The organism is Aliiglaciecola lipolytica (assembly GCF_018860635.1).
In the GTDB taxonomy this organism is placed as follows: Bacteria; Pseudomonadota; Gammaproteobacteria; order Enterobacterales; family Alteromonadaceae; genus Aliiglaciecola; species Aliiglaciecola lipolytica_A.
Window position 1 is genome coordinate 86,926 of record NZ_JAHKPT010000012.1, and the last position, 13,724, is coordinate 100,649.

A 13,724-nucleotide genomic window follows, 5' to 3' on the forward strand; every position below is an offset into this window, starting at 1 on the left:
GCTTGTTTTAGCAAGCAATTATCCCTATCTAAACACTTATGCAATCTATTAATTATCATTTAAGCAGCAATCAAGCTGAAAAACCTTATTTAGCGCTTTTACATGGCCTATTTGGCAGCCTAGATAATTTGTCTATGGTAAGAAAAGCACTTGAGGACAGTCACAATGTTTTGAGTATCGATTTACCTGACCATGGTAAATCGGCTTTTACTGATGCATTTTCATTCACTAGCTATGCTAACAAAATTGTACAGTTAATAGCTTCTGTGAACATAACAAAAGTATCCATTTTAGGGCATTCTTTAGGCGGCAAAATAGCCATGAAAACAGCCCTCGATAACCCGCAACTAATTGACAAGTTGGTCATTGCTGATATTGCTCCTGTGAGCTATACACCTCGCCACCAGAATGTATTTAAAGCATTAAATGCCGTTGACTTAAAAAGTATAACGTCAAGAGGTGATGCTGATGCTGTGATGTCTGAATATTTAAAAGAGCCTGGTGTAAGTCAATTTTTATTAAAAAGTTTAAAACAAGTTGATGGTAACTGGCGCTGGGACTTTAACTTACAGTTACTGCAACGGGATTACCCCGCAATTTCTAAAGGAATTAGCAGTGATAATGTTTGCTCGGTACCGGTACTTTTTATTAAAGGTGGTCAGTCAGACTATATTTTACCTGAACACAAATCTGCCATTAGCGCATTGTTTCCAAATAGCAGTGCAAAAGTGATTGGTTCAGCTGGACATTGGTTACATGCACAAAAACCAGTCATCTTTAATCGTTTAGTCAGCGATTTTTTGCAAAATGATACTTGTGGGTAATTCGCTTGCGTCACTTTGTGTGGTATATTCTGCGCGTTTTTTTATTCTGAAGGTTTTGCGATGCTAAATGAATATTATGAGCAAATAGAGGCAATCGTGTTAAACCTGACTTTGGTCGCGCTATTTGCCCTTATGGGGTTTGCGATACACGATGTATTAAAAAAGAACAATGTGCCCTTCCTTGGTCGAGCAGTTGTTTATCTTGTTTTATTTTTAGGTGCAGCCGGATTTATTGCTAAAGGTTTGATCCAGATCTTTTGGGAAAACAGTGGCATTTAATATAATTAGGCATCGAATTAGTTAAGTAAAGGAAAGTTGGAATGGCAAGTGTAGGTTTATTTTTTGGAAGTGATACAGGCAACACAGAACATGTTGCGAAAATGATCCAAAAAGAACTGGGTAAGAATCTCATTGATGTTCATGATATTGCTAAAAGCAGTAAAGAAGACATTGCCGAATTCGATTTACTTTTATTCGGGATCCCTACCTGGTACTACGGCGAAGCTCAATGTGATTGGGATGATTTTTTTCCTGAGCTGGAAGAAATTGATTTTAACGACAAACTAGTCGCTATTTTCGGTTGTGGCGATCAAGAAGATTACGCTGAATACTTTCTAGATGCGATGGGTATGATACGGGATATTGTGGAAGCCAAAGGTGCGATTTTGGTAGGACAGTGGCCGTGTGAAGGTTATGATTTTGAAGCATCTAAAGGCATGGCAGACGACGAACACTTCGTTGGGCTTGGCATCGATGAAGATCGTCAACCAGAGCTAACCGAGCAGCGAGTGAAAGACTGGTGCAAACAGATTCACGAAGAGCTTTGTTTGTCTGAGCTGGCATAAATTACTAGAATTATTTATCCTTTTATCAACACGGCAACAAAGTGTTGAATGTACTTGTAAAGTTGCCCCCTTGTTGTGCCTCGCACAACAAGGGGTTTAAACAACCCCGTTTACAACTTGAACTGACTAACTGCCTTTTTCATTTCAACCATCAAATCAGTTAATGTTTGGTTTGCCGCGGTTGAAGAATGCGTAGATTCCGCACTTTTCTCAGCCAAATCGACGACATTGTTCAGTTTAATTGCAATTTTCTCAAACAAGCTATCCTGCTCCAAAGTAGAGCTAACAATTTCTTGATTCATTTTTCGTAAACTATCTATGGTTTCATTTATTTGTGTTACTTGTTGTGCCACGTCAAAAATTTGCTGCTCACTTTGCTTGGCAAATTCATTACCACTGCTAATCGCTTTGACAGCTTGCTCTGCATCAAGCTGCAAACTTTCAATCATAGCTTCAATTTCGGCCGTCGAGTTTTGGGTACGATTTGCTAGTGTACGCACTTCATCTGCTACGACTGCAAAACCACGCCCTTGCTCACCTGCCCTTGCAGCTTCAATTGCGGCATTTAATGCTAATAAATTGGTCTGCTGTGCAATTGTTTTAATCACGTCTAATATACTGCCAATTTTTTTACTGTTTTCGTCTAATCGATGAATAATGGTAGAGGATTGCTCTGCTTGTTGAGTTTGTTCAGATATTTGCTTATGAGTTGAAGAAACTAATTTACTCACATTGGCACTTTGTTTACTCACCTGTTGCAATTGATGCATACCATGCTGAATTTGTTGCGTGTTAGATTTGCTCGCTTGTCGAATAGAATTGGTTTCAGCGGCGGTTAAATTGAGTTGTTGTTTTTGCTGCTCAACTTGAATTAACGTTTGTTCACTCAAATTGGCTGTTGTTTGCATGGCATTTTCTAACGACGCTTCTTGCAATAGAATTTTTTCAACAACCGCACGCAAGCTTTCAGTGACTTTATTAACGTTGGTTGCCAATATAGCAAATTCGTCCTGATTGGTTGAATACGCCTTATGGGTTAAATCTCCGCTACTAATTAGTCCTAAACTACGATTAATTCTTGCGATGGGTGCTGCAATGCTGCGCGTCGTTATGCTTCCAAAGATTATTGCCGCAGCAACAGCAATACCTAAAAATATAAGACCTTTCCAAATGTTAGAGTTAACCGTTTCGATAATGGCATTTTGCCCTAATAAAGTATCTTGGTTAACTTCGGAAAAAACCGTCGAAAAGTGTTGTTTAGCGCTATCTAAATGTTGATTGGCAATAACATTAAAATCTTTTGCTTTAACAAGTAACGAAATTTTTTCCTGTTGAGCTGAGAATAAACCGGGATCTTGTAACAGTAGTTTTTGTAATTGTGAGAATTGTGCATTCAGCCCGTCAATGTAACCTTGGGTGTCTACTGTTTCTGATAATCTATTTAAATAGTCAATATCGACTGCTACATTACTTAAGGTAAATTCAATATCCCCTTTAATCGTTTCACTTATTTCAGTGTTATTGGTTGTTATGTACTCTTTTATTGCACTAAATAACGGCATAATTTTATTGTCTGCATTAATCGCCGTACCAATTAAGATATCGAGATTGGGAGCATCCCCTTCTAAGAAGGTTAAGTCACCTAATAGCGCACTAGTTTCGTCAGCCACAGCAATAATATTAGCCGCATTTTGGTCGATCTCTGCTGTCAATAACAGCTGTTGAACTCTCGCTTGGTACATATTCTTAGACTGTGTAACATACGCGGATGCATGCTGTGCGCCTAGTTGAAACGCAGTATTTGTTTCACCAATTATTTGATTAAGGTTTTTGAGGTTAACAGTGAACTCTGTGGACAACCGATCGAAGGTTTGTTGATTACTCTGCAATTGCTTTATGGATTGTTCAAAATAAGCATTTGTTGATATTGTAGCCAGTGACAAAATTCCGGTTTGAACTTGCAACATGCTGGCTTGCACCGGCATTTTCTGTTGCACTACACTTTGCGCGGAATCACGAATATCAGCCAATCCAAAATAAGACACTATATTGGTGACCACCATCACGCAACCGACCAAAACGAAACCAGCAATAATCTTACCTACTACATTTAGTCTCATATCGAATCCTAAACTTAGCCAAACGATTTATCCCTTCTAATCAAGAATGGATATTAAATTTGACGTAATTTTCAATTTGAAATAATTCAGTATAGAACATTTGGACAAGCACTCAGTTTGTGAGTTTAAATTCGTAAATCTGTTCAGAAAGCACGCTATGTTAAAAAAATGTTGATGTAATTGAAATATTTAATCCCTTTAGTGATTAGTTTGTTCGCTATCCCTTTCATATTTGAATTACTTCCCTATAATGAACCCACCAATTATCGTTTAGAAAAACAGATGGATCAAAATAAAGAATTAAAAAAAGCAGGGCTAAAAATTACCCTGCCACGACTTAAAATCCTCGAGGTTTTGCAGGAACCTGCGAACCAACATATTAGTGCTGAAGACGTATACAAGTTATTGATTGAGCAAGGTGAAGAAATAGGTTTAGCGACTGTTTACCGTGTTTTGAATCAGTTTGATGATGCGGGAATTTTGAATAGACACCACTTTGAAGGCGGTAAGTCTGTATTTGAAATTAGCCACAAACAACATCATGATCATTTAGTCTGCTTAAAATGCGGCAAAGTAATCGAATTTGAAGATCCGATTATTGAAAAACGTCAAGACGAAGTCGCTAGTCAGAACAAAATGAAGTTAACTCATCACAGCTTGTATCTTTATGGTGAGTGCACCGATGGGAATTGTGACGAAGACATGTAATCTTAATTAGAAGATTGAAGTAGAAATTCAATCTTCTATAGGTTAATGATTCGGCGACGAGTTCGTTTAGGCATCCGTGTTACCAATTCATAACCAATGGTATCTGCCCAGCTTGCAACTTCGTTAGCCAATAAACTTTTTCCCCACAATTCAACGTCAGAATCAACTTCTATATCTAGCAATCCGGTAACATCAACCGTGATCATATCCATAGACACTCTGCCACACAGCTTAGCCCTTTGACCGTTCACCAGTACCGGTGTTCCAAGCTTAGCTGTGCGGGGGTAACCATCACCATACCCCACAGCGATTGTTGCCACTACAGACTCTTGTTCGGCTTTCCAAGTGTTGCCATAGCCTACACTTTCACCTTGCGAAACATTTCGCAGTGCAATGACCTTTGACTTTAACGTCATAACTGGTATTAGTTGTTGCTGCATATCGTGATTAGACATAAATGGCGACACGCCATACAACATAATCCCCGGACGATTCCATGTTCCTCTGGCTAACGGCCATGCTTTTATCGCAGCCGAGTTCGCTATGCTGGTATAAATTGTCTCTGAAAATTTACCTTCTAATTGTTCACAACAAGCAATAAATTTCTTTAGTTGAGAGCTGGTAAAGTGGTTATCGATTTCATCAGCCACTGACAAGTGCGTCATAAGCACCACGTTGTTAACTTGCTTAGTGCTTTTTAACTGGCTAAAAATAGCAGTTACATTTTCAGGTTGAAATCCAAGCCGATGCATACCTGTATCAACTTTCAACCACACTTCAACCGTTTCTTCAGCATTCAAATTTTGTAACATCTGCAACTGCAACTGGTTATGCATAACCACACTAAACCCTTGTTTACACGCAATAAATAGTTCTTCTTGGTGAAAACAGCCCTCCAATAACAGAATCGGTAGTTTGATGCCCTGCAGCCTCAATTCGAGACCTTCTTCAAGGCTAGAAACGGCAAACATTGACACATGCTGTTGCAGCGCTTTAGCGATTTCGACAGCATCATGACCATAGGCATCTGCTTTAACTACAGCGACAGTCTGACTGTCTGGAGAAAGTGATTTTGCATAATTACAATTAGCCACTAACGCGTTCAAATCAATAGTAATTTCGGTGGGGCGACTCATTAAGTATACCTGTCCTACAGCAAAGGGAATGTCTAACGATTAAAATTAGAAATCAGTAATCGTATTTAAATTTATTAAATAACAGGTTTAGTTCTTTGTATATTTCACCAATTTTTCCATCTGCTATTGCTTCACCATCTAAACTCACTGCTGGAGCGATATTTTTGGTCGAGCTGGTTAACCATATTTCATCAGCTGAACGGGCTTGTTGTAGACTAATATTCTGCTCAAAAACTTGGTAGTTAGTTTGAGTGGTTAATAAATCTAGTACGATCGCGCGAGTAATGCCGGGTAATAATTGAGAGTCTAACGGCGGAGTGAAAATTTGTTTGTCTTTCACCACAAAAACATTACATGAGGATGCTTCAGTAATCTGCTTATTTTCATTATAAAGTAAACATTCATCTACTTTATGATCTTGACTACTTTGATAATGCAAAACGTTACCCAGTAGAGACGTAGACTTAATATGACATTGACGCCAACGCAGATCCTGTTGACTGACTAAGGCTAATCCTTTGTTATCAGAATCATCATAGTTAACCGGTGGTTTTATGGCATAACACATCATAAACATTGTGGGCTTAACATTATCTGGGAATCCATGCTGACGTTTTGGACTGACACCACGACTCACTTGGATATAAACCGCTAGGCTATCTCCACTATTGTGCTCCAATAATTCATTCAGTACTTTACGCCACTTGTCGACAGACCAATCTAGTGTAATGCCAATAGCGGATAAACTCGTTTGCAAACGTGCAATGTGCGGAGTGAAACCGACCATTTTGCGATCGTAAGCAGGTATGACTTCGTAAATCCCATCACCAAACAAAAATCCACGATCTAATGGAGATATCATTGCCTCGCTTTGAGGCATAAAAGTACCGTTTAGGTATACAATTGTTTCCGTCATATTCTGGCCAAAAATGTATTAATTAAAATTAATTTGAGTGAACAGATTTGTGTGCTTAACCTCAGCTAAATTAACCAAGTTGTGCGCAGTATGAATATCAATTGGTGAAAAAGTGACTCTGCAACCAGGTGTTGCTTGTGACAATAAATCACAATCAATGGATAACACACTACCGACTTTAAAGTAGCCTCCCACAGTTTGCCGATCATCCAACATTATAATTGGTAAACCTTGTTGAGGAATTTGCACAGCCCCTCGGGTAATACCTTCAGATAACATAGGCTTGTTCGGCGCTTTGATAGGATTACCCGTTAATTTGGTAGCCATCCGACTTGAGTCAGGGCTTACAACATATTGATTAAGATAAAATTGTTTAAGTGCCGTAGGTGTAAAATCATCAATTTGATAACCCTCGATTAAACGCAAGGTCAATTCACTGTAAGGGTCAACAATAGCATTTCTTTGTGCTTCAAGAGGAGCGATTTTTGCGGTTACGGGGTGAATGGCATGAGTTTGACTATAGAATGCAATTCGATCGCCTTGTTTCAAAGGTTGCCCGTCTTGAGTTAATCCCCCTAACCTATCTCTTGTGACTGTTGTACAGCTCCCAAATGTTTCTGGGACTCGAAAACCTTGTTGGATTGCAACATAGCTGCGCAGTCCATTATCCGCTTTGTTAATCGTTAAAGAATCGCCAGCACCTAATGCAAAACTGCGCCAAGGACTATAACTTAGGCCATTAATCGTGATCTGTGTTGCTGCGCCGGTAATAGCCACTTCACAATAAGAATGTGCTTTGAGGCTAAACCCGCAACCTATGACTTCAATGCTGGCGGCTATATTTTGATTGTTACAAAGCCAATTAGCCCACAAGCAACTACGACGATCTGCTGGACCGCCTGTGGTAATTCCAAGGTGCTGATAACCGCTGCGACCTGAATCCACTAATATGCTTTGCAATCCGGTCGCTATTACCTCAACAAAGTCAGTCACCTATTTGCCTCCAACAACTGGTAATACTTGTGTTCACTAATTTCCTTAAATCTAACCGTATCACCCACTTTAAAAGGCGATGGTGAAGCTCGCTCTGGAACAAATAACGCTAATGGACACACACCGACGATATTCCATCCACCCGGTGAGACATTTGGATAAACAGCAGTTTGTCTGTCAGCGATAGCCACAGCACCTTTAGGCACTTGTTTGCGAGGAGTGGTTAGTCTAGGCGTTGCGATTTTTTCATCGGTTTCTCCTAGAAATGCAAAACCAGGAGAAAACCCTAAACAATAAACACGATAACTATTTTGTTGATGCAACTGAATAACTTGTTCGACCGTGATCTGATTGTGGTCCGCGATCCGCTGCAAATCGTTATCTTCGCTCAACCCATAACAAACGGGCAGCTCCACAATGTTCGTCTCTTGGTTCGCAAATATTTGTTTTGTTTGGCCATCTTTTAAAGCTTTCACCAATTCGATTATTCGAGCTTTTACTGCAAAATAATCGGTTTGCAAAATATCAAAGGTAATCAGTACAGAGTGGTAAGCAGGAGTCACATCTAACAACCAAGGCGAATTTGCTTGTTCCAATAAATGCACAAACATACTCACCTGTTGATTTTTACGATTCAATGTTGCCCCTGCAAAATACACGATAAGCGCATTTTCGCTGGCGACATCTATTTTGATTGGTTCAATCGGAAACATTAGGACAATAATTCACGTATGTGTTTAACAGCCTCTGCTGCCCCTGCACTATCACCATGTACACACAGAGTATCAATTTTTAATGGTAAAATTTGTCCAGTAGCAGATACCACTTCTTGACGCTCAACCATTCTTCTCACTTGCGAAAACATATCATTTAACTGCAACACTGCGCCAGGTTTAGCGCGGGATAACAGTAAGCCCGTGTCTGCATAACGCCTATCTGCAAAGGCTTCATATTGAAGTTCAATTTTATATTGATCAGCTAATTGTTGATAGGATTGCCAATTAGACACGGCTTGAATAACTAATATTAATCTTTCGGAATAACTGCTCAGCGCTTTTAAAACTGTCTCAAATAAACCTTTACTGGCCATCATGTCATTGTATAAAGCGCCATGAGGTTTCACATAATCAACGGTTTTAGATTGTAGTTTTGCCATGCCCTCTAATGCCGCTATTTGATAATGCATGAGTGGAATAAGCTCAGTTTCAGTTAGCGCCATACTCCGACGGCCAAAACCCTGTAAGTCTGGATAGGAAGGGTGTGCCCCTATTTTTACATTATGTTTTTTAGCGGATTGTATGGCTGATTGAATGGCTTGCGGATCGCCACTATGAAAACCGCAGGCAATATTTGCCATATCAACATATGGCATGATCAAATCATCATGTGGCATGCGCCACGCGCCATAACTTTCGCCTAAGTCACAATTTAGTTTGATCAAGCGCTTATTGCTCCTAGTAAATTCAGATATAATGATGATCTAAGGCGAATTCCAAATGAAGATTTTCACCAAGATCACGACCGAGATTCGCTAGTTTACTTCATTCTTAAAAAAAGTCAGGTGTATGCTACAAATTGGAAAAATGAATCACTTAGAAGTGGTTGACAAATTACCCTTTGGATTTTATCTCGATGGTTCGCAAGTAGAGCGTATTTTATTGCCAAATGGCTCTGCCCCTGAAGGCTGTGAAGTAGGTCAAATGGTCGATGTGTTTATCTACCATGACAGCGAAGATCGTATTATTGCGACCTCAAAAATTCCCTTCGCCCAAGTAAATGAAGTGGCGGTACTAAAAGTAAAAAGCCTGACCCGTGTTGGCGCATTTTTAGATTGGGGATTGGAAAAAGATCTATTGGTGCCGTTTAGTGAACAAGAACGACCAATGTCAGAAGGTATCGAATACGTTGTATATGTTTTTGAGGATCCGGAAACTGGACGACTTGCTGCATCCACCAAGCTTCGTGATTTTTTAACCGAGGACGGCCACGACCTTAAAGCCGGCGTAGAAGCAGATTTAATTATTTGTGGCCGCACTGATTTAGGCTACAAAGCCGTAATTAATGGTACCCATCTCGGTTTGATTTTTAAAGATGAGGTCTTTAAACCAATTCGTACTGGCCAAAAGATGAAAGGTTTTGTGAAACGCATTCGCGAAGATGGCAAAATCGATTTATGTTTTCAATTCCATAGTGAGCGCGCCAGAAAAGAGTTAACCGATTTGATCATCGACGATTTGATTGCCCATGACGGTCTTTCAACCTTAACAGACAAAAGCCCACCTCATGAAATAACTCAGCGTTTTGGCGCCAGTAAAAATGCTTATAAAAAAGCGCTGGGCTCATTGTTTAAGCAAAAACGAATTTTAATCGACAAAAATAAAATCACTCTCGTAAAGTAAAGCTCTTACGATATGAATAAGGAACATGTAATGCAGGCGACTGTTACCTGGCAAAAAGATATGCTGTTTGATTGTGAAACCGACTCAGGAAAAACCCTTCAATTAGACGGAAATGGCGAGCAATTAACTCCGATGGAAACTGTCTTATTATCGGTAGGTGCTTGTTCTTCAGTTGATGTGGTGGAGATCATGAAAAAATCTCGTCTGCCTTTACGTAGTTGTCGATGTGAACTCAAAGCCACTCGCGCCGAATCAGCCCCGAAAGTATTTACAGATATTCATGCCGAATATGTGGTTAGCGGTGAAAAAATAAGTGATAAACATTTAGCTCGCGCGGTGCAGCTATCATGTGAAAAATATTGTTCAGTGATGTTGATGTTAGCAGGCAATGTGAACATTACCACGTCATATAGAGTTGAAGAGTTATAAACTGAAAAAGCCTGTTTAGTGACTAAACAGGCTTTAATACCTTGCTAGATCGCAGATTATTCTGCGGCTAATTCTGAGGTTTGTTTATTTTTCACGGTATTTTCAATTCCTTCATTTGTCGCAGCTTGTTTATCCCGAACATTTTTCTGAACCGTAACAGCAGCAAACAAACTCAATGTATATGCCATAGCGTAGAATCCCTTTTCACTTAATAATAAATCAGCATTAATCAACCCAATCACCAACAGTGCTATGGCTAACCCTGTTGATATCCAAGATAGGCTTCCGTAAATTGAAGAAGTGTTAATGCCTTCAGCTTTGTCTCGCACGTTTTTTTGCAATGATACTATTGAAAACAAACCATAAAGTAAGGTTATCAAATAGTAGCCTTTTTCATTGAGTAACATTTGTGCGTTAAAAAGTCCAACACCGTAAGCCCCTATGCCAATGATTAATGCTGCAACCGCGGCATAAGTATAAGATTTAGTTGGAGCTTGTAATGCAGTATTTAACGTTTGTGTTGTCATGATTATTCTCACTTGTTTCGAGTGTTGCTGAAAGTATGAATGCAGTTTGCCTTCAAAAACACTAATGATAAACCCAGTTATAAAATGTTGATTATTTCAAGCCTTAAAGTTTATTAATATTATACTTTACAATGTATTTATGTCTCCAGATGCTGAATAAGTAACAAATTCGCTGGCGAGTTCATTTTGACGTAGATACTGACCAATGGTTGTAAACGTAGTGGTATATACTTTTCCACTGTGATCTTTGGTGGTGACACCATCCATAAACATAGATCCTAATAGTAATTTAAATGGACTGGTTCTCACTCGTTGTGCTTGAAAGTGTGCTTTTGCGTTGACCTTTAATTGCGCGACATCCTGAGTGTTGTAAATAGCCGAGTTAAGCAAATCGAGTGTATACTCAGTGCAATTTTGAAATATCGAATTGAACGGATTAGCAATGACCGAATAGTTTGGGTTATGCAAGGTTTTATCTTTACCTGAACCGATCAAGTCTATTAATTTCTGTTGAACTTCCATATTAGGAATTAAAATTCCTGCAGATAACTCATGTACTCCCCAAAAGAAGTCTACGGGATAGTCAACGACTAGCTCACTTTTATCCGCTTTTCCGTTTTGTTGATAAAGGTTATGAATTGCATAACCTTGCACAACTTCACCACTATCTAAGGTGATATTTGAATACAAGGCAATGGCGGTATGCGTGAACTTAATTCCTTTAGGCAAATCTTTCTCTGGTCTGCCTACTCTGGCGATGATAAATGCTCGAGCGCCTTTTGATGCCGCATATTTTTCAACATCTTTAGCGAACTTTACAATTTCTTCGGGCTCATGCTGATTGGGTGCATCACTTTGGCTTCCCGCCAAAGCACTGGGCACGGTAAAACTAAAAATGCTAACAACGATGAATATATACAATGCGCTAATTTTCATTTCCCTACTCTCCTAATAACTTTAATGACAAGACTCATATTGCTAGTTTTAATTTATTTTTCGTTAATCACCTGGATTGGAGCAGGATCAGCGGTGATTGTATGTTCTGTTATAACCAACGTATGTTGATGCTGGTGATGAGAAGTCGCGTGTGAAGCTCTTGCGCTATCACTCAATGCGTCTCCGGCTTCGGCAACAACACTTCCAGCGACTAAGCTCACGCCACCGGCGACAATCACCGGCGTTACCATCACAACGCTTGCCACTTTCGCTGTAGAGGCTGCGCCTTCTGATGCTGCCAATGCAGAATGTTTACTCGCTTGACCACTATGGTGAGCGGATCCATTTGCATATACGTTTAGCGATGACGCCGATAAAATAATAATTAATGCAGTTGTTAAATGTTTCATATTGTTTTTCCTGTTTGTTGTGAACGAGATAAACAATAGTGAAAAGGTATACCCTATGTAAACAAAGTTGTTTTATGTATACTAAAACTCAACCAATAGTTTATTAATTCAATACTAAAGAGTAACCATGAGTCAAATTGGACTAGTTAGCAAAACACTCAAGCAACTTTTAAAACAGCAACAAGTTACCTATCGCGATCTAGCTCAGAAATTAGCCATGAGCGAGGCCAATATAAAACGTATATTTTCAACCAACAGTTTTACATTGGAGCGTTTAGAAGAAATATGCGATGTGCTACAAATATCACTATCCGATCTATTTTCTGTTGCCCAACAACAAACAGACAAACTCAGTCAGCTAACAGTTGAGCAGGAAAAACAATTACTCGCTGACCCTAAACTATTGTTAGTGGCAGTTTGTGTGCGGGACTCGTGGACTTATAATGAGTTAATTGAACATTACGATATTGATCAATTCGAATGCACTCGTCTATTAGCGAAATTGGACAAGCTTAAAATTATCAGTTTGTTGCCCAATAACCATTATAAGACCTTAATCGCTCAAGACTTCAGATGGATACCGGGTGGACCTTTGGAAAAGTTCATGGAACAAGAAGTCATGGTTAAGTTTATGGCTCCCAAAAAAGATGAAAAATGGAATTTTAGGTTATATATCCGTGGTAGATATTCACAAACATCAATAGAAATAATTCAGCGTAAATTAAACCAACTCACGAAAGAAGCATCTGACCTCAACCAAGAAGATGCCGCGTTACCGCTAGCGAAGCGTCAACACATGGGCATACTGATGGCAATGCGACCTTGGGAACCATCTCTGTTTGAGAATATGCGTCGTAAGGCATGAAGAGGAAATTGTTAATACACAGATTGATATGCTAGGTTAATATTTGAATATAAATTGGAGGACAACAAATGACATCTAGCACATCGAATCAAAATGATAATAGCATTGCCCACTTTGCAGCCCTTAAAACCGCAATTGTAAATGGTGAAGTTCAAACCATAAAAGATCTTATCTGTGGACATCCAATGCAAGAACTCGAAAAAAGCTACCTAATAGATTTAGCTAACCTGAACAACAACAGCGCAATTATAAAGTTACTCCAAGACATTCCAGTAAAGGAGTAGACTAGTAATATCTAATATTTAGACAGCCACAACATCTCGTATTTAGACAGGTATCTAAAATTTAGACAGCCACAAACTAGACTAGCACTTTGACACTATCAACTAAGCTATAGGTATAAGGTTTATAAGGAAGAACAATGCCCTTAGCAAGGAAGCGTCAAATCTGTTTGACAGATACACCTTACTACCACTGCGTTTCTCGCTGTGTACGCCGTGCTTATTTGTGCGGGGAAGATAAATTTACAGGAAAAAGTTTCGAGCATCGCCGTCAATGGGTTGAAGATAGGTTACTGTTTTTGTCCACTGTCTTTTCTATTGAAGTCTGTGCCTTT

The 13,724-nt window shown here is 39.3% G+C and carries 17 protein-coding genes and 1 pseudogene; 9 read left to right on the forward strand and 9 right to left on the reverse strand.

Going from position 1 to position 13,724, the window contains the following annotated elements; translation table 11 throughout:
• Positions 1-38 precede the first annotated feature (38 nt).
• Genes KO530_RS06020 through fldA form a run of 3 tightly spaced genes read left to right on the forward strand, consistent with a single transcriptional unit; the run spans position 39 to position 1,669 of the window.
• Complete coding sequence (locus KO530_RS06020) at positions 39-824, forward strand: alpha/beta fold hydrolase (protein WP_216047511.1); 786 nt, start codon at positions 39-41, stop codon at positions 822-824.
• Between the two features lie 60 nt (positions 825-884).
• Positions 885-1,103, forward strand: a complete 219-nt coding sequence (locus tag KO530_RS06025) for a DUF2788 domain-containing protein (protein ID WP_216047512.1) — start codon at positions 885-887, stop codon at positions 1,101-1,103.
• A gap of 41 nt (positions 1,104-1,144) precedes the next feature.
• Positions 1,145-1,669, forward strand: a complete 525-nt coding sequence (gene fldA, locus KO530_RS06030) for a flavodoxin FldA (RefSeq protein WP_216047513.1) — start codon at positions 1,145-1,147, stop codon at positions 1,667-1,669.
• A 110-nt stretch (positions 1,670-1,779) separates the two neighbouring features.
• On the opposite strand, the gene KO530_RS06035 is transcribed toward fldA, so the two are convergent.
• Positions 1,780-3,789 (reverse strand): methyl-accepting chemotaxis protein, encoded by a 2,010-nt coding sequence (locus KO530_RS06035; RefSeq protein WP_216047514.1) that lies wholly within the window; start codon positions 3,787-3,789, stop codon positions 1,780-1,782.
• A gap of 282 nt (positions 3,790-4,071) precedes the next feature.
• Between KO530_RS06035 and fur the strand changes: the two genes are divergently transcribed.
• On the forward strand, positions 4,072-4,497 hold the full coding sequence (fur, locus tag KO530_RS06040) for a ferric iron uptake transcriptional regulator (RefSeq protein ID WP_216047515.1): 426 nt from the start codon (positions 4,072-4,074) through the stop codon (positions 4,495-4,497).
• A gap of 35 nt (positions 4,498-4,532) precedes the next feature.
• On the opposite strand, the gene alr is transcribed toward fur, so the two are convergent.
• Genes alr through KO530_RS06065 form a run of 5 tightly spaced genes read right to left on the reverse strand, consistent with a single transcriptional unit; the run spans position 4,533 to position 8,980 of the window.
• Complete coding sequence (alr, locus tag KO530_RS06045) at positions 4,533-5,633, reverse strand: alanine racemase (RefSeq protein ID WP_216047516.1); 1,101 nt, start codon at positions 5,631-5,633, stop codon at positions 4,533-4,535.
• 52 nt (positions 5,634-5,685) lie between these two features.
• Complete coding sequence (locus KO530_RS06050) at positions 5,686-6,549, reverse strand: aminotransferase class IV (RefSeq protein ID WP_216047517.1); 864 nt, start codon at positions 6,547-6,549, stop codon at positions 5,686-5,688.
• An 18-nt stretch (positions 6,550-6,567) separates the two neighbouring features.
• Positions 6,568-7,542, reverse strand: coding sequence for a biotin-dependent carboxyltransferase family protein (locus KO530_RS06055; RefSeq protein ID WP_216047518.1), 975 nt, complete (start codon positions 7,540-7,542; stop codon positions 6,568-6,570).
• Entirely contained in the window at positions 7,539-8,255 is a 717-nt protein-coding gene (gene pxpB / locus KO530_RS06060) for a 5-oxoprolinase subunit PxpB (protein ID WP_216047519.1), read from the reverse strand. The genes KO530_RS06055 and pxpB overlap by 4 nt, the downstream gene beginning before the upstream one ends.
• Positions 8,255-8,980 (reverse strand): 5-oxoprolinase subunit PxpA, encoded by a 726-nt coding sequence (locus KO530_RS06065; RefSeq protein ID WP_216047531.1) that lies wholly within the window; start codon positions 8,978-8,980, stop codon positions 8,255-8,257. Before KO530_RS06065 ends, pxpB begins: the two co-directional genes overlap by 1 nt.
• A gap of 145 nt (positions 8,981-9,125) precedes the next feature.
• Between KO530_RS06065 and KO530_RS06070 the strand changes: the two genes are divergently transcribed.
• Together KO530_RS06070 and KO530_RS06075 are read left to right on the forward strand one after the other, a co-directional pair.
• On the forward strand, positions 9,126-9,941 hold the full coding sequence (locus KO530_RS06070; protein WP_252728904.1) for a CvfB family protein: 816 nt from the start codon (positions 9,126-9,128) through the stop codon (positions 9,939-9,941).
• Positions 9,942-9,971: 30 nt separating this feature from the next.
• On the forward strand, positions 9,972-10,370 hold the full coding sequence (locus KO530_RS06075) for an OsmC family protein (RefSeq protein ID WP_216047521.1): 399 nt from the start codon (positions 9,972-9,974) through the stop codon (positions 10,368-10,370).
• A 56-nt stretch (positions 10,371-10,426) separates the two neighbouring features.
• Here KO530_RS06075 and yiaA read toward each other — a convergent pair whose 3' ends face one another.
• The 3 genes from yiaA to KO530_RS06090 form a co-directional block, all read right to left on the reverse strand.
• Entirely contained in the window at positions 10,427-10,897 is a 471-nt protein-coding gene (gene yiaA / locus KO530_RS06080) for an inner membrane protein YiaA (protein WP_216047522.1), read from the reverse strand.
• 126 nt (positions 10,898-11,023) lie between these two features.
• Positions 11,024-11,833: a DUF2145 domain-containing protein gene (locus KO530_RS06085; RefSeq protein ID WP_216047523.1), complete on the reverse strand. Its 810-nt coding sequence runs from the start codon at positions 11,831-11,833 to the stop codon at positions 11,024-11,026.
• Positions 11,834-11,886: 53 nt separating this feature from the next.
• Entirely contained in the window at positions 11,887-12,243 is a 357-nt protein-coding gene (locus KO530_RS06090) for a hypothetical protein (protein WP_216047524.1), read from the reverse strand.
• A gap of 127 nt (positions 12,244-12,370) precedes the next feature.
• Between KO530_RS06090 and KO530_RS06095 the strand changes: the two genes are divergently transcribed.
• The 3 genes and pseudogenes from KO530_RS06095 to KO530_RS06105 form a co-directional block, all read left to right on the forward strand.
• Positions 12,371-13,108 (forward strand): helix-turn-helix domain-containing protein, encoded by a 738-nt coding sequence (locus KO530_RS06095; protein ID WP_216047525.1) that lies wholly within the window; start codon positions 12,371-12,373, stop codon positions 13,106-13,108.
• A gap of 68 nt (positions 13,109-13,176) precedes the next feature.
• The gene (locus tag KO530_RS06100; RefSeq protein WP_216047526.1) at positions 13,177-13,392 is read left to right on the forward strand and encodes a hypothetical protein; all 216 of its coding nucleotides are present in this window, start codon (positions 13,177-13,179) and stop codon (positions 13,390-13,392) included.
• A gap of 137 nt (positions 13,393-13,529) precedes the next feature.
• Positions 13,530-13,724 (forward strand): annotated as a pseudogene (locus KO530_RS06105) (transposase); the annotation flags it as partial.

Coding starts and splice junctions, on each gene's coding strand:
- KO530_RS06020 (WP_216047511.1), top strand. CDS start 39: ATGCAATCTATTAATTATCATTTAAGCAGCAATCAAGCTGAAAAACCT.
- KO530_RS06025 (WP_216047512.1), top strand. CDS start 885: ATGCTAAATGAATATTATGAGCAAATAGAGGCAATCGTGTTAAACCTG.
- fldA (WP_216047513.1), top strand. CDS start 1,145: ATGGCAAGTGTAGGTTTATTTTTTGGAAGTGATACAGGCAACACAGAA.
- KO530_RS06035 (WP_216047514.1), bottom strand. CDS start 3,789: ATGAGACTAAATGTAGTAGGTAAGATTATTGCTGGTTTCGTTTTGGTC.
- fur (WP_216047515.1), top strand. CDS start 4,072: ATGGATCAAAATAAAGAATTAAAAAAAGCAGGGCTAAAAATTACCCTG.
- alr (WP_216047516.1), bottom strand. CDS start 5,633: ATGAGTCGCCCCACCGAAATTACTATTGATTTGAACGCGTTAGTGGCT.
- KO530_RS06050 (WP_216047517.1), bottom strand. CDS start 6,549: ATGACGGAAACAATTGTATACCTAAACGGTACTTTTATGCCTCAAAGC.
- pxpB (WP_216047519.1), bottom strand. CDS start 8,255: ATGTTTCCGATTGAACCAATCAAAATAGATGTCGCCAGCGAAAATGCG.
- KO530_RS06070 (WP_252728904.1), top strand. CDS start 9,126: ATGAATCACTTAGAAGTGGTTGACAAATTACCCTTTGGATTTTATCTC.
- KO530_RS06075 (WP_216047521.1), top strand. CDS start 9,972: ATGCAGGCGACTGTTACCTGGCAAAAAGATATGCTGTTTGATTGTGAA.
- yiaA (WP_216047522.1), bottom strand. CDS start 10,897: ATGACAACACAAACGTTAAATACTGCATTACAAGCTCCAACTAAATCT.
- KO530_RS06085 (WP_216047523.1), bottom strand. CDS start 11,833: ATGAAAATTAGCGCATTGTATATATTCATCGTTGTTAGCATTTTTAGT.
- KO530_RS06090 (WP_216047524.1), bottom strand. CDS start 12,243: ATGAAACATTTAACAACTGCATTAATTATTATTTTATCGGCGTCATCG.
- KO530_RS06095 (WP_216047525.1), top strand. CDS start 12,371: ATGAGTCAAATTGGACTAGTTAGCAAAACACTCAAGCAACTTTTAAAA.
- KO530_RS06100 (WP_216047526.1), top strand. CDS start 13,177: ATGACATCTAGCACATCGAATCAAAATGATAATAGCATTGCCCACTTT.